Below are 24,166 nucleotides of genomic sequence, written 5' to 3'. Positions count from 1 at the left end.
GATTCGAGGAGAACGCCATGAAAATCGGTGAATTAGCCAAAACCGCCGGCACGACCGTCGAAACCGTGCGCTATTACGAAAAAGAAGGCCTGCTGCCCGAGCCTGAGCGTACCCTCAGCAACTACCGCAGTTACGGCGCGGCGCATCTGGAGCGCCTGCGCTTGATTCGCAATTGCCGCGCACTGGATATGACGCATGAAGAAATCCGCACCATTCTGCAGTTGGCGGACGACCATCAAGCCGGCTGCGGACCCATCAATGAACTCTTCGAGGCGCATATTGCCCACGTAGAGGTTCGAATCAAAGAGCTGACTCAATTAAAGACGCAGCTCACGGAGCTACGTCGCCGCTGTTTGTCGGCACGGGCTGATACCGATGACTGTGGCATTCTGCATGGGCTGTCAGAGATGGAGGTCAATGACCGGCCGACGCGGCATACCCATTTGGGCTGAGGTGGAACTGCGAGGTTTAGTGGGGCGCTCAAGTATGATGAGAATGTTTCTCGAATGACTTTTATGAGATTGGTTTGCCCATGACTGCTTTTTCCCCTTTGCATGCGTTGGCCTCGCGCCGCTCGATGAAGTTCCTGCGTGCGCCCGCGCCAAAGCAGGAAGAGCTGGACGAGATCCTGCAAGCCGCGATGAGCGCGCCGGACCATGGAAAGCTGCGTCCCTGGCGCTTTGTGTTGATCCGTGGCGAGGCTATCGGCCGCTTGGCCGATTTGGCGCTCGACGCGGTCAAGCGTAGCGGCGACCCGCGCATGACTCCCGAAAAAGAAAAATCGGTGCGTCAGTGGATGAGCGAGGTGCCGCTGTTCATTGGTCTGGCTCATCAGATCCATCACGACAACCCCAAGGTGCCGGAGCAGGAACAGCTGCTGGCCACGGGCGCGGCCGTCATGAACATCTTGAACGGTGTCCACGCACTCGGCTACGGCGCGTTCTGGAGCACCGGCATGGGGACGTACCTCGAAGAGGTGCAAGAAGCCTTGGGCTTTGATCCGCTGGAGTATCGTTTCTTGGGATATTTGGCGGTGGGTACGCCGGGATGCGCGATTCCGCCGGTGGAACGTCCCGATTTCCGGCAATTCGTCACGGAATGGACGGGCGAGTAATCGTTCAGGGGTATCGTGCGAGACCTGCAGTCAGGGTGTAAAGCCTGACTGCAGGCCAGCATCAAGCGGCGCCGGGCACCGGCGCCGGATGCGACTTAGCTCTGCGCCGTTTCTTCGAGTACACGACGCGCCTCTTCCGCAACACGTTCCGGGGCGGTGCCGCCGATGTGATTACGCGCGGCCACCGAGCCTTCCAGGGTCAGCACCTGATGCACGTCATCGCCGATGCTGTCGTGGTAGGCCTTGAGCTCAGCCGTCGACAAATCCGCCAGATCGCAACCGCGCTGTTCGCAATCGCGCACGGCGTGCGCCACGACCTCGTGCGCATCACGGAACGGCACGCCGCGTTTGACCAGGTAGTCGGCCAGGTCCGTCGCCGTGGCAAAGCCTTGCAGCGCAGCCGCACGCATGTTGTCCGCCTTGACCTTGATGCCGGCCGCCATGTCGGCAAAGATCGTCAGCGTGTCGCGCAGCGTGTCCACCGTGTCGAACAGGCCTTCTTTGTCTTCCTGATTGTCCTTGTTGTAGGCCAAGGGCTGGCCCTTCATCAGGGTCAGCAGCGCCATCAGGTGACCATTGACGCGGCCGGTCTTGCCACGGGCAAGCTCGGGCACGTCCGGGTTTTTCTTCTGCGGCATGATCGAACTGCCGGTGCAGAAACGGTCGGCCAGATCGATAAAGCCCACGCGCGGGCTCATCCAGAGGACGAGTTCCTCGGACAGACGCGATACGTGCGTCATGATGAGCGCTCCCGCGGCGCAGAATTCAATGGCGAAGTCGCGGTCGGAAACGGCATCGAGCGAGTTACGGCATACGCCGTCAAAGCCCAGCGTACGGGCCACACGTTCGCGATCGATGGGATACGAGGTGCCAGCCAGCGCAGCCGCGCCCAGCGGCAGACGGTTAACGCGACGGCGGCAGTCGGCCAGCCGCTCGGCATCGCGGCCGAACATTTCAGCGTACGCCAACAGGTGGTGACCGAAGGTCACGGGCTGCGCCACCTGCAAATGCGTAAAGCCGGGCATGATCGTCCCGGCGTTTTCCAGGGCCACGGTGGCCAGCGAATGGCGCAGCTGGCGCAGCAAGTCGATCAGGTGATCGATCTCGGCGCGCAGCCACAGGCGGATATCGGTGGCCACCTGATCGTTACGCGAACGGCCCGTGTGCAGGCGCTTGCCAGCATCGCCCACCAGCTCGACCAGACGCTTTTCGATATTGAGGTGCACGTCTTCCAGATCGAGCAGCCATTGGAATTGACCAGCTTCGATTTCGGACAGGATCTGCGCCATGCCGCGCTGAATATCGGATAGATCCGAGGCAGCAATGATGCCTTGCGCGGCTAGCATGTCGGCGTGCGCCAACGAGCCCTGGATGTCGTATCGCGCCAGGCGCTTATCAAAATCGACGGACGCGGTATAGCGTTTGACGAGATCGGAAACCGGCTCGGAGAACCGGGCGGACCAGGCTTGCGCCTTATTGGCGAACTGGTTTTGGTCGGAGGTGGAGTTTTTTGCCATGATGGTCGGGATTATAGAGCCCCGCCAACCGGTGGCGATACCCCTGGCCAGCGCGCACATAGTAGATAATTGGCCGGCAGGGCGACGAGTGGGGATCTTGCCCCGGCAATACGACGGAGTCAGAGCTTGTTTATGGACTGGAATCGCTTGGTGGAGCAGTTCGGGGACTACGTCCCCCATGCGCCGTGGGCACAAACGTTGGTCGGCATCGGGATACTGCTACTGGTCGCGCTGATTGCCCAGTGGGTGGGCGCGCGCATTGTGCTGTTCTGCGCGCACCGGCTGTTGATCCTGACTGGTCGGAAAAATTGGGATCACGCGCTCAGGCGCCGGCGTGCGTATCAGAACCTTTGGTATGCCGTGCCGTTTGCCGTCGTGTCGATGGGCGTGGGGCTGGTGCCGCACATGGATCGCGTGGTCAGCGTTGTCGGGCGCATCGCCCATGGCGCGGCGTGGATCTGCGTGTTCACTGCGGTTGCCGGCATGCTGAACGCGTTGCAGGACGCGTACGCTGCCACGCCGCGCGCGCAAACGCGCTCGATCAAGGGTTACATCCAGATCGGCAAATTGATGTTGGTCGTGATCTGCACGGTGTTGGTGCTTTCCATCCTGCTGGATCGGTCGCCTCTGTGGATGATCTCCGGTCTGGGTGCGGTGTCTGCGATTTTGTTATTGGTGTTCAAGGACACTTTGCTGTCCTTCGTGGCCAGTACGCAGCTCACCTCAAACGATATGCTGCGCATTGGCGACTGGATCGAGATGCCTCAGGCGAACGCCGACGGGTTTGTACGCGATATCGCGCTGCACACCGTGAAGGTACAGAACTGGGACAACACAGTCACCACGGTCCCGACATACAAGCTGTTTTCCGAGAGCTATCGCAATTACCGTCAGATGTTCGAATCGGGGGGGCGGCGGATCAAGCGAACGCTGCGGGTCGATGCCTCCACGGTCCGTTTTCTGACTGACGACGAGGCCAAACGGTTGATGCGGTTCCGGCTGCTTCATGATTATCTGACGGCAAAGACGACTGTTTTACAGGAGGCCAATAGTCAGTTGGGCGACGATATCGCTCAGGTGCCCGCCAATCGTCGTCGGCTGACGAACATCGGGACGTTTCGTGCTTACGCGTTAGCGTATTTGAAGCAAAATCCGGAAATCCGTCAGGACATGTCCATGATGGTGCGGATGATGGAGCCGCAGTCAGATGGGATCCCTATCGAGGTGTACTGCTTCGCGGCATTGACGGCTTGGGTGGAATACGAACGCATTCAAGGTGATGTGTTTGACCATCTGTTGGCCATCCTGCCAGAACTAGGGTTGCGTCTTTATCAGCAACCATCGGGTGCCGATGTGGGCGCGGTCGGGCAGGGGCTGGCCGGCGCGCTGCAGCGCGAGTTGGCGCGCGAGCGGGCCGCCTATGGCGATTCTGTGCAAACCGAGGTCGGCTGGGACCCGTCCGGCGATACAGGCGTGCGATAATTTTTGTTTCGTCGTCAACCGCCTGGGAAGTCCCATTTTGGAATCGTCGTCTAGCCGTGCCGTCCGCGTCGGGATCGCGCAAATCAATGCTCACGTGGGCGATCTCGCCGGCAACGCCGCCCGCGTCCTCCAAGCCGCCCGCTCGGCGCACGAGCAAGGCGCCGATATTCTGGTCACGCCTGAACTCGCATTGACGGGTTATCCGCCCGAGGACCTGCTATTGCGCCCGTCGTTTGTGCAACGGCAGCAGGCCGTGCTGGATCAGCTGCGCGCTGACTGTGCCGGGTTGACTGGCTTGCACCTCATTGTGGGGCATGTGCTGGCCGATGAAGGACATCTCTATAACGCGGCCAGCGTGATTTGCGACGGCCGTGTGGTGGGCGTGTATCGGAAACGAGAACTTCCGAATTACTCGGTGTTCGATGAGCGTCGCTATTTCGCCTCGGCCGACCAAGCGCTGGTATTTGAGGTCAAAGGCGTGAAGTTCGGGGTCAATATCTGCGAAGACATCTGGTTCGATCACGCCCCGCGTGCGGCCGCGCAGGCCGGTGCGCAGGTGCTGCTGGTACCCAATGCTTCGCCTTTTAATGTTGGCAAACAGGACGAACGTCTGGCCGTGGCACGTCGCTGCGTGCAAAACACCGGCTGTGCCGTCGTGTATGCGAACCTCGTGGGCGGCCAGGATGAGTTGATTTTCGACGGAGCTTCGTTTGCGTTGAACGCGCAAGGCGAATGCGCCGCGCGACTGGCGGACTATGTCGAGGGTGTGAGCCTGATCGATGTCGACGGCAAGGGATCCGTGCATCCAGAGACCGCGCGAGCCGACGCGAGCCCCGTTTGTCTCGAAGAACAGGTATGGAACGCGCTGGTGTTGGGCGTGCGCGATTATCTGGGGAAAAACGGATTTCCAGGCGCACTTATCGGGCTGTCTGGCGGGATCGATTCGGCGGTGGTGTTGGCGGTCGCCGTCGACGCCTTGGGCGCCGAGAACGTGCGCACCGTAATGATGCCCTCGCGTTACACCGCCGGCATTTCCCAGACGGATGCCACCGACATGGCGCAGCGTCTGGGCGTGCGTCATGACGAAATCGCCATCGCGCCGGCTTTCGAGGCCTTCGAGGGCATGCTCGCGCCGCAATTCGAGGGCTTGCCGGTCGATGCGACCGAAGAAAACATCCAGGCGCGCGTGCGCGGCACGCTCTTGATGGCGCTGTCGAACAAAACCGGCTATCTGGTGCTGACCACGGGTAATAAATCCGAACTGGCGACCGGCTACTGCACGCTGTACGGTGACATGGCAGGCGGCTTCGCGGTGATCAAAGACGTGCCGAAGACGCTCGTCTACCGTCTGGCTGAATGGCGTAACCGCGAAACCGAGGTGATTCCGCGCCGTATCATCACGCGCCCGCCCTCGGCCGAACTGCGTCCCGATCAGACCGATCAGGACAGCTTGCCACCGTATGACGTACTCGATGGCATTATGGAGCGCCATCTCGAACACAACGAATCGGCCGCGCAGCTCGTCGCGGCGGGCTATGCGCAGCCGGCCGTCGAGCAAATTCTGCGGCTCATCCGAATCAATGAATATAAACGCCGGCAGGCGCCTCCGGGACCGCGCATCACCACGCGCGCGTTCGGTCGGGATTGGCGCTATCCTGTCACCAACGGGTACCGGGAAACGGTTTAGTCTTTTATCAGGGTCAGAATAACGTGAAACAAGTCACCGCCATCATTAAACCGTTCAAGCTGGACGAAGTCCGCGAGGCGCTCGCCGAGGTCGGCGTCAGCGGCTTGACCGTGACGGAGGTCAAAGGCTTCGGTCGTCAAAAAGGGCACACGGAGCTTTATCGTGGCGCCGAGTATGTCGTGGATTTCCTGCCGAAGATTCGTGTCGAGGTGGTCTTGCCCGAGGATATGGTAGACCCGGCCATCGAGGCGATCATCAAGGCGGCGCGTACTGGCAAGATTGGCGATGGAAAGATTTTCGTCACGCCGGTTGAACAGGCGATCCGCATTCGTACGGGCGAAAACGGCGATCAGGCGCTTTAAGCGCGGTGCAGTCGGACCGGAATCATCCGACAGTTTGTGCATGACCACGCGCTTGAAACAGCTCCAGGCACTGGGCGCAGATCTCGCGCGTGATCGTTTGACGGGCGTGGTCCCGGCGTTCGACCATGCCGATACTGCGGCTGGGCTGGCCGACTTCATCGGGTAAACGGATTATCCGCAGGTCGGGACTGCTTAGCCAGTTGGAGCCATTTAATAATGGCAATAGTGTGACGCCGACCTCCTGCCGCACTAGTTCCACCAGCGTTTCGATCGCGTTCAGCTCCAGAAACTCCTCTGGGTGCATGCCTAATCTTCTCAATACCCGGTCGATCTGCCGGCCGGTTCTCTGCGTACGATCGAATCGTAAAAAGGGGTTGGCCGATAGTACGGCCGCCGCCGATTGCGCTTTCACAGCAGCCGGGGCGACGACGACCAGCGGCTCCTGATATAGCGGTGTCCATTGCATGCTCGCCACCTTGCGCGTGCCTTCTACGACAAACGCCGCGTCCAGGTCGCCGGCTTCCACCTTGCTAGCCAGTTCGCTTGCCTTGCCCGACAACACGCGCACATCCAGTGACGGATGCTGTCGCTTGAGTTGAGAAACGACCTTCGATAGCGTTCCCATGCAGGACACGATGGCGCCGATGGATACCGCACCGGCCAACTCCCCGGGCGAAGTACGCGGCCGTTTTAGCCGGTCGTAGAACTCGACCAGCTGCTTGATCTCGGGCAGCAGTTCACGGCCTGCCGCATTCAAAATAGCCAGCCGCCCCGTACGATCGAATAGTTCCCGCCCCAGATCCGTTTCCAGTGCGCGCATCTGAAAACTAATGGCCGCTTGCGTCAGCGCCATATGTTCGGCCGCCTCGGAAAATGAGCCGTGATGAGCGACCGCCAGAAAGCTGCGAAGGAACCGGATGCTACTCATAAAAATATTTTTTACGAGAAATCAATTATTCAAATTGATTTAATTAAAGCACAATAGTAAGTTGATCGGCTGTACAGAATTTTCTTTTCTGTTTCTCTTGAGCGTAGAGCTTTCATGAAAAATTTCGATTGGCACAACCCTTATCCCTCGCACCGCATTCCGCAGTTTGCTCGCAATGTCGTGTCGACCTCGCATCCGCTGGCGGCTCAGGCTGGCCTGCGCATGCTGCTCAAGGGAGGCAATGCCATTGACGCCGCGATTGCCGCCGCCGCCACGATTACCCTGGTTGAGCCCGTATCCTGCGGGCTGGGCAGTGACTGCTTTGCCATCCTTTGGGATGGCAAGGAGCTGCACGGTTTGAACTCCTCGGGCGTCGCGCCTGCGGCGTGGAACGTGGAGTATTTCAAGGCCAAATACGGCACCGACGCTAATGGCCTGGCAAATCAGCCCAAGCGCGGCTGGGACGCCGTGACCGTGCCTGGCGTGGTCGCTGGCTGGGCAGCCCTGCATGAGAAATTCGGCAAGCTGCCGTTTGCGGACCTGTTCGAGCCCGCCATCGAAATCGCCGAGCGTGGCTACGCCGTGCCGCCCGTCGTGGCGCACAAGTGGGCCGCCGCGATTGACGACCTGCGCGATCAGCCGGGCTACGCCCAAACGTTCATGCCGAATGGCCGCGCGCCCAAGCCGGGCGAGCACTTCCGTATTCCCGAGGCCGCCTACACGCTGCGTCGCATCGCCGCTACCGGTGGCCGCGACTACTACGAAGGCGAGATCGCCGAGAAGATCGTCGCCTTCGCCAAGGAATGCGGCGGCGCGATGACCCTGGACGATCTGCGCAACTACAAACCGGATTGGGTCAAGCCGATCTCCAAATCCTACGGCGGCTATGAGCTGCACGAGATCCCGCCGAACGGGCAGGGCATTGCCGCGCTGATGGCGCTGGGCATCTGCTCGCACTTCGATCTGGCCAACATGAAGGTCGATTCGATCGAGTCGCAGCACGTGCAGATCGAAGCCATGAAGCTGGCCTTCTCGGACCTCTACCGTTACGTGTCCGATCCGCGCACCATGGACGTCACGCCCGAGCAGATGTTGTCGGACGCCTATCTGCAAAGCCGCGCCAAGCTCATCCGTCTGGATCGCGCGACGCAGTTCGAGGCTGGCCGCCCGCATGCTGGCGGCACGATCTATCTGACCGCGGCCGACGAAAACGGCATGATGATCTCGTTCATCCAATCGAACTACATGGGCTTTGGCTCTGGCGTGGTCGTGCCGGGTACCGGTATCAGCCTGCAAAACCGTGGCGTGGGCTTCTCGATGGATCCCAAGTCGCCCAACGTCGTCCAAGGCGGCAAGCGTCCGTTCCATACGATCATCCCGGGCTTCCTGACCCGTGGCGGCAAGCCGGTGATGAGCTTTGGCGTGATGGGTGGCGATATGCAGCCGCAAGGGCACCTGCAAACCGTTATCCGGATGCTCGACTACCATCAGCAGCCGCAGGCGGCTTGCGATGCGCCGCGTTGGAAGGTCAACCGCGATTTCACGCTGGATATCGAGTCGACGATGAACCGCGCGACGGTCGACGGCCTGCAGGCCCTGGGCCACAAGCTGAAGTCGGTTGACGATCCCTATATGGATTTCGGCGCGGGTCAGTTTATCTGGCGCATGCACGAAAGCGACAACGAGCTGGGCTACGTCGCCGCCAGCGATCCACGTCGCGATGGTCAAGCAGTGGGTTTCTAAGCCACAATAGGTTCACGACCCGGCCCGGTCTCTCACCGACACGGGTCGGGCGTCTATTACATCGACAAGGGAAAAAACATGAAGCGTCAGGCATTTAAGCTGGGTGTTGGCGCGGCGGTCTTCGCCGCAGCCGCGGGCAGTGCGTTCGCGCAAGAGATTCGCATCGGGTTGCAAGAGGATCCCGATGTCCTCGATCCGCATCGTGCTCGTACTTATGTTGGCCGCATTGTCTTTACGTCGTTGTGCGACAAGCTGATCGACGTTAATGACAAGCTGGAATTCGTGCCGCAGTTGGCCGAGTCCTGGTCATGGAATGACGACAATACCGAACTGACGTTCAAGCTGCGCAAGGATGCCGTCTTTCACGACGGCACGCCGTTCGATGCCGCTGCCGCCAAGGCTAATATCGAGCGTGCCATGAAGCTGCCCGACAGCATGCGCAAGAGCGAGCTCACCTCGGTGCAGGAAGTCTCCGCGCCGGATGCCGAGACCCTGGTATTGAAATTGAAGTCGCCCGACGCGACACTGCTTGCGTCCTTGTCAGATCGGTCGGGGATGATGCTGTCGCCCAAGACGTTTACCGACGATACAGCCGCGGTCGGTCGCAAGCCCATCTGCTCGGGTCCTTATCAGTTTGTCCAGCGCGTGCAGAACGATCGCATCGTGCTGGAGAAGTTCGACAAGCACTACAACGCCGGCGATTATGCCTTCAAACGCGTGACGTTCTTGCCGATTCCTGATTCGACCGTACGCTTGTCGAATCTGCGTGCTGGCGGCCTCGATATTCTGGAGCGCATGAATCCTTCGGACGCGCAACAGGTCAAAAGCGATCCTTCGCTGCAGTTCGCTAACGTTTCCGGTCTGGGATACCAGCAGTTCTACTTCAATGTAGGCAATGGCAAGCGCGCCGAGACGAACCCGTTCAAGGATGCCCGCGTACGTCGCGCCTTTGAGCTTTCGTTGGATCGTAATGTGATCAACGAGGTGGTCGGCGGTGGGATTTTCGAACCGGCGAATCAGCCGTTCCCGCCCGCGAGCCCCTTTCACAGTGATAAATTTCCGATCCCCGCACGCAATGTGGCTAAGGCAAAGGCCTTGCTGAAAGAGGCCGGCAAGGAAACGGTCAAGGCTGAACTGGCATTTGGCAACAACACCACGACATCCGCCATCGCGGAGATGGTGCAAGCCATGGCCGCCGAGGCGGGCTTTCAGCTGAGTCTGCGTCCGACGGAATATGCGGCGCTGTTGAGTGAGGCGCAAGGCGGCAACTTTGAGCTGCTCATGCGTGGCTGGTCGGGACGGGTCGATCCGGATGGCAATATTCATCAGTTCGTGACTTGCAAGGGCGGCCAGAACGACGGCCGTTATTGCAACCCCGAGGTGGACAAGCTGCTTAACGACGCGCGCAAGGTCCCCGACGTCGAAAAGCGCCGTGCACTCTACGATCAAGCGCAGAAAATCATGCAGGACGAAACGCAGGCCGTGTATCTGTACTATCAGCCCTGGCCCTTCGTCTTGTCCCAGAAGGTGAAGGGGTTTCATCCGTCGCCTGACGGCATGATTCGCCTCAAAGGCGTGAGTTTCGCGCAGTAAGCGCGCCTCGCCGTTCGCCAACCAATCAACGGGCCGTGACATAAGCACGGCCCGTGCCACCTTTGCTTGCCGGGTGTGGCGTCGGCGTTTTACGGGTCGTTCTATGTTCAAAATTATTCTGCGCCGCGTGCTCGTGGCCATACCGACACTGATCCTCGTGTCGATGATTGTTTTCCTTTTGCAGAAGCTCTTGCCCGGCGATGCCGTGCTGACCATGGCCGGCGAGGAACGTGATCCCGCCGTCATTGAGTTCTTGCGGGAGAAATACAAACTCAATGCTTCCTGGCCTGTACAGTATTGGGCCTGGGTGACCAACGTCTTGCAGGGCGATCTTGGAAGCTCGTTGCGTACCGATGTGCCCGTCACTCAGCTGATCGCGCAAAAGCTTCCGGTCACGCTGCAGTTGGCCCTCATGGCGATGTTCTTTGCCATTATCGTCGGCGTGCCCATGGGCATCATCGCCGCTGTGCGCAAGGGCACGTTGACCGAGATGGGCGCCAACGTTGCCGCACTCTCGGGGATGTCAATTCCAAATTTCTGGCTGGGCATCCTGCTCATTATGTTGGTGTCGGTGCAATGGCGCTTGCTGCCGGCATCCGGGTATGTGTCGCCATTCGAGGATTTCTGGTTGTCGATGAAGACGATGCTGATGCCAGCCTTGGTGCTCTCGACCGCGATTGCCGCCTATCTGATGCGACATACGCGTTCGGCGATGCTGGAGGCGCTCAACGCCGACTACGTGCGTACCGCGCGTGCGAAGGGCGTATCGGCGCGCCGCGTTGTGTTACGCCACGCACTACGCAATGCCTTGATGCCTATCGTGACCCTGGTCACGTTGTTGTTCGGCGAGCTGATGGCCGGGGCCGTGCTGACCGAGCAAGTTTTCACCATTCCGGGATTCGGCAAGCTGATTGTCGACGCGGTGTTCACCCGCGACTATGCGGTGGTGCAGGGCGTGGTCCTGTGCGTCGCGGTCGGGTTCATTGTGATGAATCTCCTGGCCGACATTCTGTACATCCTGGTTAATCCACGTCTGAGGCACGCATGACTGCTACGACTGCTTCGGCTGTTAATGCCGCACCGCCCCGCAGCCGCAATCGCGCCTGGGGTAAATTCAAACGTAATCGCGTCGCGCTGTTTGGCGCAGCCATTGTGCTGGCAATGGTCATCGTGGCGGTCTTTGCCCCGATGCTGGCGACCTACGATCCTTTTCAAACCAGCTTCATGGCCATACGCAAGGCCCCGTCGGCGGCGCATTGGCTAGGAACCGACGAGTTGGGTCGAGATATCTACAGCCGCATGCTGTATGGCGCGCGTGCCTCGCTCATGGCCGGTGTCGTGTCCGTTGCCATTGCGGTGGTCATTGGCGTGCCCTTGGGGTTGATATCCGGGTACTTCGGTGGGTGGATCGACAGCGTGATCTCCCGGTTCACCGAGGCGCTGCTGGCGATTCCGTTTTTGATTCTGGCCATCGCACTGGCCGCTTTTCTGGAGCCTAGTCTGACCAATGCCATGATTGCCATTGGCGTGTCTGCCGCGCCGAAGTTCGTGCGCCTGGCGCGCGGGCAAGTATTGGCCGTGAAAAGCGAGGATTATGTCCAGAGCTCGCGCGCATTAGGTGCATCGGATGCACGCATCATTCTGCGCCATATCCTGCCCAACATCATGCCGCCGCTCATCGTGCAGGCGACCATCACGATTGCCACCGCGATCATCGCCGAGGCCAGCTTGTCGTTCTTGGGTTTGGGTTTGCAGCCGCCAAATCCCTCGTGGGGCTCCATGCTCAATACGGGCAAGAACTTTATGGTGCAGGCTCCGTGGATGTCGATTTTCCCCGGGACGGCAATTTTCCTGGTGGTGCTGGGCTTTAACCTGCTGGGCGACGGTTTGCGCGATGCGCTCGATCCGCGGCAAGACAAATGAGCGCGATGACAAACATGGATGCAAAACGAGTCGTAGAGGTCAGCGGGCTGACCGTGCAATTCAAAACGCCGGACCGTGTGGTTCAAGCCGTGCGCGATGTGTCGTTTCACGTCGATCGCGGCGAGACGCTGGCCATTGTCGGCGAATCGGGCTCCGGTAAATCGGTGACGTCACTAGCTATCATGCGGCTGGTCGAATTTGGTGGCGGCCGCATCGTCAACGGCGATATGCGTTTGCGTCGCCGGGACGGCAGCGTGCTGGATCTGCGCCAGGCAGACGAACGCGTCCTGGAACGCGTGCGCGGCGCCGATGTCGCAATGATCTTCCAAGAGCCGATGACCTCGCTCAATCCCAGTTTCACCGCTGGCGCGCAAATCGCCGAAGCGTTGCAGCTGCATCAGGGCCTGGATGGCAATGCCTCCCGCGCCGAGGCGCTGCGCATGCTGGAACGTGTGCGTATTCCCGATGCGCGGTCGATTCTGGATCGCTATCCGCATCAGCTCTCGGGCGGTATGCGCCAGCGCGTGATGATCGCGATGGCGCTTTCGTGCAAGCCCCAGCTGCTGATCGCCGACGAACCCACCACCGCGCTGGATGTGACGATTCAGGCGCAGATCTTGCAGCTTATCCGTCAGCTGCAGGAAGAAATGGACATGGGGGTGATCTTCATCACGCACGATATGGGCGTGGTTGCAGAGGTCGCCGACCGGGTTCTTGTCATGTATCGCGGCGACAAGGTAGAAGAGGGTGGGGCGGATGAGATTTTTGCCTCGCCGAAGCACCCCTACACGCGCGCGCTGCTCTCGGCCGTACCCCGTCTAGGCGCCATGAAGGGCACCGATGAACCGGCCCCATTTCCGTTGTTGAAGGTCAGTGAAGCTGAAACCGAGAAAGCAACGGCCCATCTTGACGATCCCATCGTGCTACCCAGTACGGTGCGTCGTGATCAGGGGCCGGTGTTGCGCGTCAAGGATCTGATCACGCGCTTCGACATCACGGGTGGCATCCTGGGGCGTGTGCAGAAACGCGTGCATGCTGTTGAACGCGTGAGCTTCGACCTATATCCGGGCGAAACCTTGTCGCTGGTGGGGGAGTCTGGCTGCGGCAAAACCACGACCGGCCGTTCCTTATTGCAGCTGGTCAAGAGCCAAGGCGGTAGCATCGAATTCGATGGGCAGAACATCGGCAGCCTGCGTGGTGCCGCCATGCAGACGCTGCGCCGCCATATTCAGTTCATCTTCCAGGATCCGTTCGCGTCCCTGGACCCGCGTATGACCGTGGGTCATTCCATCATGGAACCGCTCTTGATTCACAACGTGGCGCGGGGCGCGCAAGCTCAGGAGCGCGTGCGTTGGCTGATGGATAAATGTGGCCTGCTGCCGGAAATGGTAGACCGTTATCCGCACGAGTTCTCCGGAGGGCAGCGTCAGCGCATCTCCATTGCGCGCGCCCTCGCACTGAATCCCAAAGTGATTGTGGCCGACGAATCTGTCTCGGCACTCGATGTGTCGATTCAGGCGCAGATCGTCAACTTGCTTCTCGATTTGCAACGTGAGCTGGGCATTGCATTGCTGTTCATCTCGCACGACATGGCCGTGGTGGAACGCATCAGCCATCGCGTGGCGGTGATGTACCTGGGCCAGATCGTTGAAATAGGCCCAAGACGTGCCATTTTCGAGAATCCGCAACACCCGTATACCCGCAAGTTGATGGACGCTGTACCCATCGCCGATCCCCAGCGCAGACATCGCGCCAGGTCGCTGCTCGTCGATGAAATCCCCAGTCCTGTGCGCAAGGTGGGCGACGATCCGGTCGTCGCACCGCTAGTGCAGGTGGGCGAGGGTCATTTCGTCGCGCGTCATCCGGTGGGGGTGTACGCGGGGTAGCCGTCAGCGGGTTCTAACTCGGCCTGAGGTACGTTGCACAACGCCACGAGGTCACTGGTCCATAGTGGGAAGTCACAAAAAAGGAGCCGCTTGTCGGCTCCTTTTTTCATGGAAATTCTAGATTGAAGTGAAATCTAAAATTTCCTTTAGTCCGATATTTGCGACTAATGAGTTCTATAACTTCAATCTGAAATTTATTAATTCATCATGCCCGCGTTCTAGACCTTCATAGGAATGCGACAGCATGACCACGACGACTGTTACGGCGAAATCTGCCGGCCAGGCCTCTCCGCGCCGTTCATTCACATTTCCCGCCCGGTTCCCATACAAGACTTTTCGCGCGGCAATACTGGCGTTGGCTATTCCGTGTTCAGCGTCCGCCTATGCGCAAAATAAGACGCTGGCGCTGCGCCCTGCGGCGCTCCAGGAACAGACGACTACTGATGGCTGGTTCTCTTATTCCTCTCTTGCCCACACCGTCAATCAAGCGGCCAAGATGTCGTCGTCTGCTTGGTCCACTGTCGCCACGGACGCCATTCCATATGGCCTGGGTGTCGTGACAGGGGGCGCCGTGGCGTGGGGCAAAGACAAACTTGGTAGCCTGATCAGCACAGCCGTGCAAGCCGATCCGGTGACCGCCGGCGTCTCCGCGCTTTTCGCAATCGCCGCCACTGCCGCCGCGCGCCAGTTTGAGCAAGGTGCCTACATCACCGATCAGATCGCCGCGCTGCCCGAAACGGTCACCGAGACCGTAAGTCAGTACATGCCCACGGCTTTTAATACGGGCGTCACGCACGGATATAACGCCGGGACCGTCGGTCTTTTTCTGAACGACTTAAATAATTTGCGTCTCGCTCACCATGCTCAAGCTAACGTGATAGCGGCACAGCAGGCTGCTGCCGCAGCTCAGGCGAAGCTCTTGAAAGACGTCGATAACGCCAATCTGAGGGGCACAATCGCAGCTGCTTTCGGTATGCAATTACCAAAAAATTTAGACCATGCCGAGCTGCAAAAGCACGTCGCCGAGTTGAAGTCTAAGATCGAGGGGCTCGATGCCTCGCAATTGAACAAGGCGTTGGCGCAACTGCAGCGCATGCACCACACCTGTGGTTGGATAGTCAGAGAGACTGTGCGACAGGTGGTCGATGCGAAATCCGCCACCGCGACGGCTGCGAAGGGCTACCGCGCTGTCATGAAATCCGATGAGGTCCAGGAGGCGGTCTCGCGCCTGTGGGACACGGCGTCGGAATATTGGGAGGGCGGGGAGCCGCAGGCCGAGCCGAATGGTGTTGGGGATATTGCATTCGAGAACGCCTCGATTGGGTACGCCGCTACTGCTAACGCGCCGGCCAAGAGCTCGGTTGGGCAACAGGTCACACCTTGGGTGAATCAGAATCCCGCGCCATTAGCCACTATAAAAGCGGAATCTGCTGATGTGGCCACCGGTAGCTGGTCCAGCGTTGCCACTGAAGCGCTTCCATATGGTTTAGGTGTCGTGACAGGGGGCGCCGTGGCGTGGGGTAAAGACAAACTCGATAACCTTATCGGTGCGGTCGCGGAAGCGGCTCCTGTGGCCGCTGGCGTCACTGCCCTTGCCGCGATCACTGCCACTGCCGCGGCACGCCGTTTTGAGCAAGGCGTCTACATTACCGATCAAATCGCCGCGCTGCCCGAAAAGCTCACGGAGACAGTAAGCCAGTACATGCCGGCGGCGTTTACCACCGGTTTAACGCACGGGCAGAGCGTCGCGACGGTTACCCTTTTTCTGAACGACTTGAACAATCTGCGTCTTGCACGCGATGCTCAGGGTGACTTGGCAGCCGCCCAGCAGGCCGCAGCGGCTGCTCAGGCGAAGCTATTAACCGATGTCGATAACCCGAAGTTAAGGCCCACTATCGGAGCAGCGGTCGGTATGCCCGTACCGAAAAATCTACATCCAGGCGAGGTGCAAGATTTAGTTGGGGAAATGAAATCTAGGATTGAGGGGCTTGGTCCGTCGGAATTGAACAGTGCATTGAGGAATCTCCAGCGCTTGAACCACCCCACGGGTCGGATGGTCAGGGAGGCTGTGCATCAGTTGGCCGATGCGAAATCGGCCGCCACAGTGGCTGCGAAGACGTACCGCACTGTTATGAAATCCGATGATGTCCAGGGGGCGGTCTCAAATTTATGGGATTCGGCGCTTGAATATTGGGATGGCGGGGGCTCGCAGGGGGGCTCGAACGGAATGTTGGATATGGCTTCCGATAGAGCCTCTATCGCACAGCAGGCCGTTTCGCCGAGGACCCGACCTGAGTTGGTGAGCACCACGGATAATCAATTGGTTGTTTGGAATTCGACAGGTTCGCAGCCCGCCGACCCGGTGGTTTCCAAGCGTTTGGCTCTACCCGATGCGCCAAGTCAGCCAAGCGCTGACCCCGGCATGAATGACCGGGCTCTTGTCGTATGGCAACCATCGGTCCAGTCCGTCGTTGCTGATGAATCATCAGGCAACCAGCTCGTGCCGTGGACGCCCGTCGAGCAGCCGTCCGACCCGGTCGTCCCCGTGAGCGGGCAGTTGGCTCTACCTGCTCCTGCTCAACAGGCGGCGCCTACCGGCACCTCCGCCGGCGAGCCTGGCGCTAATAGCCGAGCGCTCGTCGTCGCGAACGCCGCCGACGGGGCTGATCCACAACAGGAACTTGCGCGGGCCCCGGTGTTGTCGTTGGACGCGGAATCGAAGCCCGCTCTCCCGGCGGTATCGGCGCCTGCGCCGGAACCCGGGATGGATCCATCGTCTTATGAAATCCCAGAGTCCGCTGGTAAGTCGGAAATCTTCGTCATGGACGTGGCAGAAGAAGAAGAGGAGCAGGAGGACGACGCTACGGAAAACGATGCTGCGGAGGACGATGCTAAGGAGGACGATACTGCGGAGGATGACATTGAAGCGGACGTCGACACGGAGCAATCCGATGAGGCCGAGCCCCCTTTAGAACAGGTCGCACCGCCAGTCGTAACCATGCCCCCGGCACCGAGCGCACAGGATATGGCTATACGCCCCGAGGCTGGTGCCTACAACGGCAATGCCCGCGCAGCGAATACGATGTTCCAGATGAGCTTGAGCGATCGCCTGGGTAGCTACAATCCCAACGCCGCTGGTTCCCAGCGCGGCAATGCCTGGGTTCGCTATAGCGGTTCGCGCAGTCAGTCGCAAGACAGCACCGGCCAGCTGAAAACCACGGGCGATCAGAACACGGTCATGATGGGCGTTGACATGCTACGGCTATCCAACCACGCAGGCGACCAGTTCACCGCCGGTGTGATGGGTGGCTATGGCCACTATGCCGGTGAAACACGATCGAATCGTCTGAACGGCTCGGCCTCGGGCAAGGTGGACGGTCATGGCTTTGGCCTGTATGGCACCTTTCAGCAGAACACGGGCGCTGGCCAAGGCATCTACGCAGACAGCTGGCTGATGTGGAACCGCTTCGACAACCGTGCGAAAGGCGCGAACGCGCCCGCGCAAAAGTACGACGCGCAAGGCGTCACGGGGTCGGTGGAGGTGGGCTACAACGTCAAATTGGCAGAGCGCGCCAATGTGAAGTACGTGATCCAGCCGCGCACGCAAGCCATTTATCAGAACGTGCGTTCAAAGAACCTGCATCAAGCTGATGGCACCAACGTCAAATTCGAAAACGGCTCACGCGTGCAAACGACGGTCGCCGTGCGCGCTGCGGCGCAAATCCGCACGGGTCTGACGACCATGGTTACGCCGCATATCGAAGCCAGCTGGTTGCACACGAGCAAGGGCTACGGCGTGAAAACGGACGAGGCCAAAGTGAACACGAATAGCGGCCGCAAGATCGGGCAGCTGAAGCTAGGCGTGCAAGGCGACGTTAACCGCAACGTGTCGTTAAACGCGGGCTTGTTTCATAGCCGAGGCAACGACCGCTATCGCGAGACGGGCGGCAACGTATCACTGACGTATCGCTATTGAGGAATCTGCGGAAGCTCGGTTTCTCTGATTCGCCCGTCAGTTTGATCGGTCAGGCGAGTTCCACGCCAAAGCGCCGCACTGCGTTGCATGATGACTGGGTGAGCTTACGGCCGACCTCGGGATCTCGGCCGCTGCGATACCAGAGCAGCATGTTACCGTCATGCCGGGCGATGTTGGCCAGGACCGTGGTCTCAATATCCAGCGTGCGAGAGAGCTCGCCTTTCTTCACGCCTTCGCTGAAGATTTCAGTCAATACCTCTGTCATGACACCGTAGTACGCGCGAACCGATTGCCTGGCCGGCGTGTCGGTTTCGCGGAACTGCAGACTGGTGAGGATCAGTATGACGAGGTCGTCGGGATTCTTGGCCGCCCAGATCGCCTGCTGCTGTACGAACGCCACCAGCTTGTCTACCGCAGTGCCGGTGTGCGCACGAAGATAATCTTGCGTGCGCAAAATGGAGCGTTCGCGGATGCGATCCAACAAGTACACCAGCAAGGCTTCTTTTGTTTTGAAGTAGTAGTAGACCGCGCCCTTGGTGAATCCGGCCTCGTCGGCCACCTGCTCCAGGCTGGTTTCCGTATAGCCATAGCGCGCGAACAACATCAGGGCCGCTCGTTCGATTTTCTCTACGCTTGCTTCTTTGTCTTGCTTTTTCTTTGCCATTGCTCAACCAGTTGAAAAAATACCTGGGCGACGCGCCCTTATCCCACCTCTGTAGCCGTGGGGAATACCGCGAGATCGCGCAGCGCAACGCCGGCACGTTTACGATCCCATAGTTCGGTGCGGCAAGCCTGTTCCTTGACGAGGGCACGCTGTAGTTTTCCCGTGACAGTGCGCGGCATGGCCGGGAGCTGACACAGATAGCGCGGCATCATGAAATGGGGCAGCTCACGCATCAAAAAGCGCAGGAGCTCGATGTGGTTCAGCGCGGCGCCAGCCCGAGGGACAACGCAGAGCAATATATCATCATCGCCTTCATAGCCCGACTCCACGCCAACGGCGGCCGCTTCTTTGATATCCGGGTGCAGCAGCGCCGCGGCCTCGATATCACCTGCCGAGATGTTTTCGGCACGCCGGCGGATACGCTCTTTGGCGCGGTCCACAAAGTACACATAGCCGTCCTCATCAACATAGCCACAATCGCCGGTGTGGAACCAAAGATTGCGCCATGCCGCGACCGTTTTATCCGGCATACCGAGATAGCCCTGCATGACGATCCAAGGCTGGCGCGGACGTATCGCGAATTCGCCTATCTGGCCGGCGGGCAAAGCGTGGTCACGCGGGTCGAGCACGGCGAACTCAAAATGTTCCGTATCGACTTTGCCGCATGAACCCACGCGCAGGGGTTCACGATAATCTGTCCAGCAGGGGATGCCGATCTCCGTCAGGCCCCAGACCTCCATTCCGCGTACTCCAAAGCGGGCCTCGAATTGAGCCGCTATGCGCTTTGGAAAGGGTGCGGTTCGGATGAGCCGCAGCTGGTGCTGCCGATCGCCCGGGCCCGGCGGCTGCGCATAGACCATTTCAAGCATGGGCCCATGGGCGGCCGTCACCGTGGCGCCATAATCGCGAATACGAGTGAGCCATTGCGAGGGATCGAAACCGCTATCGAGCACCACCTTGCCGCCAGCCACCATGGTGGCAAGTACCGACATGAATTTGCCGGCCATGTGGTACATCGGGTAGAAAGAAAAGAAGACATCATCCTGCGTGAGGTCCATCTTCCGCGCGGCGCTTGTCGCCAGCAGCGCAATCTGCGCATGGGGAATCATCACACCCTTAGCCGGGCCGCTGGTCCCGGAGGTGTAGATGATCGAGCCAATGTCGGAGGGAGCGGCTGCGATAGAGTCGTCGCATGATCCGGATGTCACATCGGCACATCGCAGTACCTCCAGCTTACCTGTGTCCAGCGATCGGCTCGCCACACTGTCGTCGAGCAGCACGATGGTGCGCAAATGCGTGAGCTGTTCGCTTGACTGCAGAATCACCTCCAGATACGGGGCCGTGGTAAGCAGTATCCTGGCCTCGCTCAGATTCGCCGCGTGCTCGAGGCTTTTGCCCTTATATCCCGTGTTGATCCCGACATCGACCGCGTTGAGCCGATTGGTCGCTAACCAGGCGTGGACCGCGTGTAATGAATTGGGCAGCATGCTTAGCACGCGATCGCCGGGTCGTACGCCCAATCCAAACAGGCGGCCGGCCAGGTCCGCCACACGCTGGCCCATCTCGGCATAGGTTTCGCACACGTCGCCGGCGAGTTCCAGAAAGGGCCGCGATGCGAATTGGGCTACGGCCTGGGCCAGGATCGCGGGCACGGTCCATTGGTCCACGGCTGGGTCGGAAAAGGGCGCGCAGCCGGCTTGATTGTCTCTATCCACCATCATTTATTCGTATGAAAGCTTTGGGGAAGCGATAGTGTACGGGCCTGTCGCCGCCCCGGGAATGCGCGCGTGCCCTCAATCCCCGCTTTTTTCTATGATCTCCGTGCGGTGAGCATTTAGCGCCGGGGGACCACGTCTGACCGTTGCGGGGGTGCGAGATAGTTTGACGGGGCTACCAATAAAGCGCATGTCCTCCTGGCCGGACACGGGGACGGTGGCGATCAATTCATTCGCGGCGACTTGGGGATGTGCCAGCACCTGATTGAAATCCAGAATAGGTGCGGCGAGGACACCGGCGCCTTGAAGTTGTTCTACGCTCTGCGCGACTGTAAGCGGGAGAAAATGCGGGCGCAGGACTTCTGCAATGGCCTCTTTGTTAGCCGCCTGGCCGTGTTTGTCGGTCCATCCAGGCGTGGTCGATAAATCCTCGATACCCAGTCCCTTGCAGATAAGGTGCAGCGGGTTATCCCGAAAAAATCCGATGACGGTCAACCAGCCATCGCTGGCTTGCGCGGTGAAATTCAAGGCGCGCTCGAACCAGCGTGTCTCGTAGTCGTAATTCAAAGCGGTAGCGGCCTCCAGGCTTTGCATGGCGATCAGCGCATTGAAAAGCGAGACGTTCACCTGCTGGCCTAGGCCCGAGCGCTGGCGTTCAAGGATGGCGAGCAGAATGCCTTGGGCCAACAACAAGCCCGAGGTGTAGTCCGCGATAGGAACGTTGATGAACGTGGGTGCGTTAGCCGCCGCGGTGGTCTTCCACGCGATGCCGCTGATGGATTGAATCAGAAAGTCTTGTCCCGCCATGCCCGATAGCGGGCCGCTCTCGCCGAATCCGCTGGCCCCGGCATAGATGATGCGCGGATTGATCTTCTGCACTTCCGCATAGCTAAAGCCCATCCGCTGGAGTACGCCGGGCCGGTAGTTGTGCATCAGCACGTCTGCCTCTTGCAACAGGCGCCGGAAGTGTTCCTGGTCGTCCGGGCTTTTCAGGTCCAGACAGATCGATCGCTTATTGCGATTCACGGCGCCGAAGTAGCTGCCCATCTTGCCGTGAGCGTTGGCGACCGTATCGCTGTGGCGTAGCGAATCGCCACGCCCCGGGCGTTCGATCTTCAGCACATCGGCGCCAAAGTCGCCAAGGATCTGACCGGCCAGCGGCCCCTGAAAGACCTCGCATAACTCGAGAACTTTCACGCCTTCTAATACCGAGGACATGGTCTTCTCCTTAGCGCTTGTAGACATCTTTAGCGATCATCAGGCGCTGAATCTGGTTGGTGCCTTCCCAGATCTGCGTCACCTTGGCATCGCGCAGCATGCGCTCGACGGGGTAGTCCTTCAGGAACCCATAGCCGCCGTGTAGTTGCACCGCATCTGTCGCCACGGACATCGCCGCATCCGTGCAAAGCACCTTGGCCATAGAGGCATATTTCTTGGCGTCGGGCAGTTGGTTGACGACCAGTGTGGCGGCATGCATCAGCATCGTTCGGCCAGCCTCGACCTTCATCGCCATGTCAGCGACCATGCCCTTGATCATCTGGAAATCCGCAATCGGGCGGCCGAACTGCTCGCGCTGTTGGGTATAAGCGATCGCTTCGTCCAGCGCGCCTTGTGCGATGCCCAAGCCATGCGCCGCGTATTTCAGCCGCGATGCCAGCAGGCCTGCGCGAATGTAATCGGCGCCTTTTGCTGGATCGCCGATGACACGGTCCAAAGGGATTTCGCAGTTCTCGAGGATGACATCGGAAGTAGGACTGCCGCGCAGGCCCATCTTGCGTTCTGGCGCGCCGAATGACACGCCAGGGTCGTCTTTGCTGACCAGGAAGATGCCAAATTTATCGGCCTCTGTTCGCGCGAAGATCAAGTACCAGTCCGCCCATCCGCCGTTCGTGATGAAGCGCTTGGTACCGTTAAGCAACCATCCGGTCTCGGTGCGCTTCGCGCTCGTCACCACGCCCATCAGATCAGAGCCGCCTTTAGGTTCCGTCAATCCCCAGGCTGAACGGTGTTCACCGCGAACCACTGGCGGGATGATCATCTCTTTTTGCGCGTCGGTGCCGAACCGTTGCACGAGCATCATGATCCAGCAGGTCGAAATGGTAGTGGCGGTCGATGCGCACACCCGGGCGAGCTCTTCTACCGTGATGATCTGGGTAAAGACGTCGCCTTCTTGTCCGCCAAACGCCTCGCTAAAGGGCAGGCCGGGCAAGCCCAGATCAAGGCTGGCCTGATATGCCTCAAGGGGAGGGCGGGCTTCGTCGTCCACCTTGGCGGCGAAGGGGGCGACTTTCTCCTTTGCGAAACGACGTACCTGTTCGCGAAAGCTCGCGTATGTATCGTCATACTGGGAAATCAGCATGTGGGTCTCCTGTCCACGCGATTCGCGCGATTATTCCGTTGCTGTCATCTTGGGCGGCCAGGTGCGCGACGGTATGCGGTTGCGCTCCGATTCCGGGCTGGCCAATGCGATCTCCGCGGCAGTCAATCCGACGGCGGCAAGGATCTCATCCGACCGATCGGTGGTATCGGTGGCGGGCGGGGTAAAGGGTTCCGCGCCAAAACGCGGGATGACGGGGACGCTTAACGCATTGGATGTCGCATGACGCGCGGCAATATGAGGTTGATTCCAGACTTCCTCCGGACTGAACACCGGCATGATGCAGGCGTCTTTGCCGATGAACATCTCGGCCCATTCGTCACGCGTCTTCTCCCGGAACCGGGCCGTGAATCGCTCGCGTATTTCTGGCCACAGACGCATGTCCATGTGGTCGGGAGGTTCGGTGTCGAACAACACCTTCCATAAGTTGACAAAGAACTGGTGTTCGAGCGCGCCAACGGACACATACTTGCCGTCCGCGCATTCATAACATCGATAGTAGGGCGCGCCGCCCGCCAACAGACCCTGGCCGCGCTCGGGCAATATCGGGGTCTGCCATACCGGCCAATGCATGGCCATCAATGATAAACATCCGTCAATCATGGCGGCATCGACGTATTGGCCCTTTCCCGTACGGGTCCGATCGAACAGCGCAGCCACGATGCCCAGGGCCGCTATAAAGCTGCCGGCGGCGAAATCGGCCAGCAGATTCAATGGCACAGAGGGTGGCCCATCTGCCGGACCGATAGCGCCGAGCACACCGGTCAAAGCCAGATACGAGATATCGTGGCCCGCCTCCTGAGCCAGCGGGCCCTTTTGCCCGTAACCAGTGACGGAGCAGTAGACCAGACGGGGATTCTCTTTACTAAGGGCTTCGTAGCCTGCGCCTAGCCTGTCGCATACACCCGGGCGGAAACTCTCGACGAACACGTCCGCGGTCTGGCACAAGCGCTGCAGCGCGCGCTGTCCGGCTTCGGACTTCAGATCCAATTTGATGAAGTGTTTGCCGCGCGAGAAGGTGGCGATGGGGTTGCCCGCACGGCCACCGCCGACGACGATGACTTCGGCGCCTAAATCGGCCAGCAACATCGTGCAATAAGGGCCGGGCGCGAGCCGCGACATATCGATGATACGCACGCCCTCAAGGGGCTTGCGGGGCGCGGCGTTGGCCGAGCCAGTGGAGGCGTGATTAGCCATGA

General features: G+C 59.8%; 18 protein-coding genes. 11 read left to right on the top strand and 7 right to left on the bottom strand.

Annotated features, from left to right (window positions below; genetic code table 11):
* The first annotated feature begins 17 nt into the window (after nucleotides 1-17).
* Entirely contained in the window at nucleotides 18-452 is a 435-nt protein-coding gene (gene cadR / locus GOQ25_RS15600; RefSeq protein ID WP_160351401.1) for a Cd(II)/Pb(II)-responsive transcriptional regulator, read from the top strand.
* A gap of 80 nt (nucleotides 453-532) precedes the next feature.
* Nucleotides 533-1,114 carry a nitroreductase gene (locus GOQ25_RS15595; RefSeq protein ID WP_160351400.1) on the top strand — a complete coding sequence of 194 codons (582 nt, stop codon included), beginning with the start codon at nucleotides 533-535 and terminating at the stop codon, nucleotides 1,112-1,114.
* Nucleotides 1,115-1,209: 95 nt separating this feature from the next.
* On the opposite strand, the gene argH is transcribed toward GOQ25_RS15595, so the two are convergent.
* Nucleotides 1,210-2,631: an argininosuccinate lyase gene (gene argH / locus GOQ25_RS15590; RefSeq protein ID WP_160351399.1), complete on the bottom strand. Its 1,422-nt coding sequence runs from the start codon at nucleotides 2,629-2,631 to the stop codon at nucleotides 1,210-1,212.
* Nucleotides 2,632-2,763: 132 nt separating this feature from the next.
* On the opposite strand from argH, the gene GOQ25_RS15585 reads away from it, so the two are divergent.
* Genes GOQ25_RS15585 through GOQ25_RS15575 form a run of 3 tightly spaced genes read left to right on the top strand, consistent with a single transcriptional unit; the run spans nucleotide 2,764 to nucleotide 6,162 of the window.
* Nucleotides 2,764-4,113: a mechanosensitive ion channel family protein gene (locus GOQ25_RS15585; RefSeq protein ID WP_160351398.1), complete on the top strand. Its 1,350-nt coding sequence runs from the start codon at nucleotides 2,764-2,766 to the stop codon at nucleotides 4,111-4,113.
* A 37-nt stretch (nucleotides 4,114-4,150) separates the two neighbouring features.
* The gene (locus tag GOQ25_RS15580) at nucleotides 4,151-5,800 is read left to right on the top strand and encodes an NAD+ synthase (RefSeq protein WP_236844611.1); all 1,650 of its coding nucleotides are present in this window, start codon (nucleotides 4,151-4,153) and stop codon (nucleotides 5,798-5,800) included.
* 23 nt (nucleotides 5,801-5,823) lie between these two features.
* On the top strand, nucleotides 5,824-6,162 hold the full coding sequence (locus tag GOQ25_RS15575; protein WP_160351396.1) for a P-II family nitrogen regulator: 339 nt from the start codon (nucleotides 5,824-5,826) through the stop codon (nucleotides 6,160-6,162).
* 22 nt (nucleotides 6,163-6,184) lie between these two features.
* Here the strand turns inward: GOQ25_RS15575 and GOQ25_RS15570 are convergent, their stop codons facing one another.
* A complete protein-coding gene (locus GOQ25_RS15570; protein WP_160351395.1) occupies nucleotides 6,185-7,090 on the bottom strand; it encodes a LysR family transcriptional regulator in 906 nt (301 codons plus the stop codon).
* Between the two features lie 114 nt (nucleotides 7,091-7,204).
* On the opposite strand from GOQ25_RS15570, the gene ggt reads away from it, so the two are divergent.
* The 6 genes from ggt (at nucleotide 7,205) to GOQ25_RS15540 (ending at nucleotide 18,211) form a co-directional block, all read left to right on the top strand.
* On the top strand, nucleotides 7,205-8,833 hold the full coding sequence (ggt, locus tag GOQ25_RS15565; protein WP_160351394.1) for a gamma-glutamyltransferase: 1,629 nt from the start codon (nucleotides 7,205-7,207) through the stop codon (nucleotides 8,831-8,833).
* Nucleotides 8,834-8,911: 78 nt separating this feature from the next.
* On the top strand, nucleotides 8,912-10,426 hold the full coding sequence (locus GOQ25_RS15560) for an ABC transporter substrate-binding protein (protein ID WP_160351393.1): 1,515 nt from the start codon (nucleotides 8,912-8,914) through the stop codon (nucleotides 10,424-10,426).
* Between the two features lie 103 nt (nucleotides 10,427-10,529).
* A complete protein-coding gene (locus tag GOQ25_RS15555) occupies nucleotides 10,530-11,474 on the top strand; it encodes an ABC transporter permease (RefSeq protein ID WP_160351392.1) in 945 nt (314 codons plus the stop codon).
* Entirely contained in the window at nucleotides 11,471-12,349 is an 879-nt protein-coding gene (gene nikC, locus GOQ25_RS15550) for a nickel transporter permease (protein WP_160351391.1), read from the top strand. Before GOQ25_RS15555 ends, nikC begins: the two co-directional genes overlap by 4 nt.
* Nucleotides 12,350-12,354: 5 nt before the next feature.
* Nucleotides 12,355-14,235 carry a dipeptide ABC transporter ATP-binding protein gene (locus GOQ25_RS15545; protein WP_160351430.1) on the top strand — a complete coding sequence of 627 codons (1,881 nt, stop codon included), beginning with the start codon at nucleotides 12,355-12,357 and terminating at the stop codon, nucleotides 14,233-14,235.
* Nucleotides 14,236-14,479: 244 nt separating this feature from the next.
* Nucleotides 14,480-18,211: an autotransporter outer membrane beta-barrel domain-containing protein gene (locus GOQ25_RS15540; RefSeq protein ID WP_160351390.1), complete on the top strand. Its 3,732-nt coding sequence runs from the start codon at nucleotides 14,480-14,482 to the stop codon at nucleotides 18,209-18,211.
* A 49-nt stretch (nucleotides 18,212-18,260) separates the two neighbouring features.
* Here the strand turns inward: GOQ25_RS15540 and GOQ25_RS15535 are convergent, their stop codons facing one another.
* The 5 genes from GOQ25_RS15535 to GOQ25_RS15515 form a co-directional block, all read right to left on the bottom strand.
* Nucleotides 18,261-18,875 carry a TetR/AcrR family transcriptional regulator gene (locus tag GOQ25_RS15535; RefSeq protein WP_160351389.1) on the bottom strand — a complete coding sequence of 205 codons (615 nt, stop codon included), beginning with the start codon at nucleotides 18,873-18,875 and terminating at the stop codon, nucleotides 18,261-18,263.
* Nucleotides 18,876-18,913: 38 nt separating this feature from the next.
* A complete protein-coding gene (locus tag GOQ25_RS15530; protein WP_160351388.1) occupies nucleotides 18,914-20,596 on the bottom strand; it encodes an AMP-binding protein in 1,683 nt (560 codons plus the stop codon).
* Between the two features lie 72 nt (nucleotides 20,597-20,668).
* On the bottom strand, nucleotides 20,669-21,808 hold the full coding sequence (locus tag GOQ25_RS15525) for a CaiB/BaiF CoA-transferase family protein (protein ID WP_160351387.1): 1,140 nt from the start codon (nucleotides 21,806-21,808) through the stop codon (nucleotides 20,669-20,671).
* Between the two features lie 10 nt (nucleotides 21,809-21,818).
* Nucleotides 21,819-22,949, bottom strand: coding sequence for an acyl-CoA dehydrogenase family protein (locus tag GOQ25_RS15520; RefSeq protein WP_160351386.1), 1,131 nt, complete (start codon nucleotides 22,947-22,949; stop codon nucleotides 21,819-21,821).
* 30 nt (nucleotides 22,950-22,979) lie between these two features.
* Nucleotides 22,980-24,164 (bottom strand): CaiB/BaiF CoA-transferase family protein, encoded by a 1,185-nt coding sequence (locus GOQ25_RS15515; protein ID WP_160351385.1) that lies wholly within the window; start codon nucleotides 24,162-24,164, stop codon nucleotides 22,980-22,982.
* Between the last annotated feature and the right edge of the window lie 2 nt (nucleotides 24,165-24,166).

It is taken from the genome of Bordetella sp. 15P40C-2, from assembly GCF_009763235.1.
Lineage (GTDB): Bacteria > Pseudomonadota > Gammaproteobacteria > Burkholderiales > Burkholderiaceae_B > Bordetella_A.
Note: the sequence above shows the minus strand (reverse complement) of the source record. Positions and strands in the feature narration are given on the sequence as shown.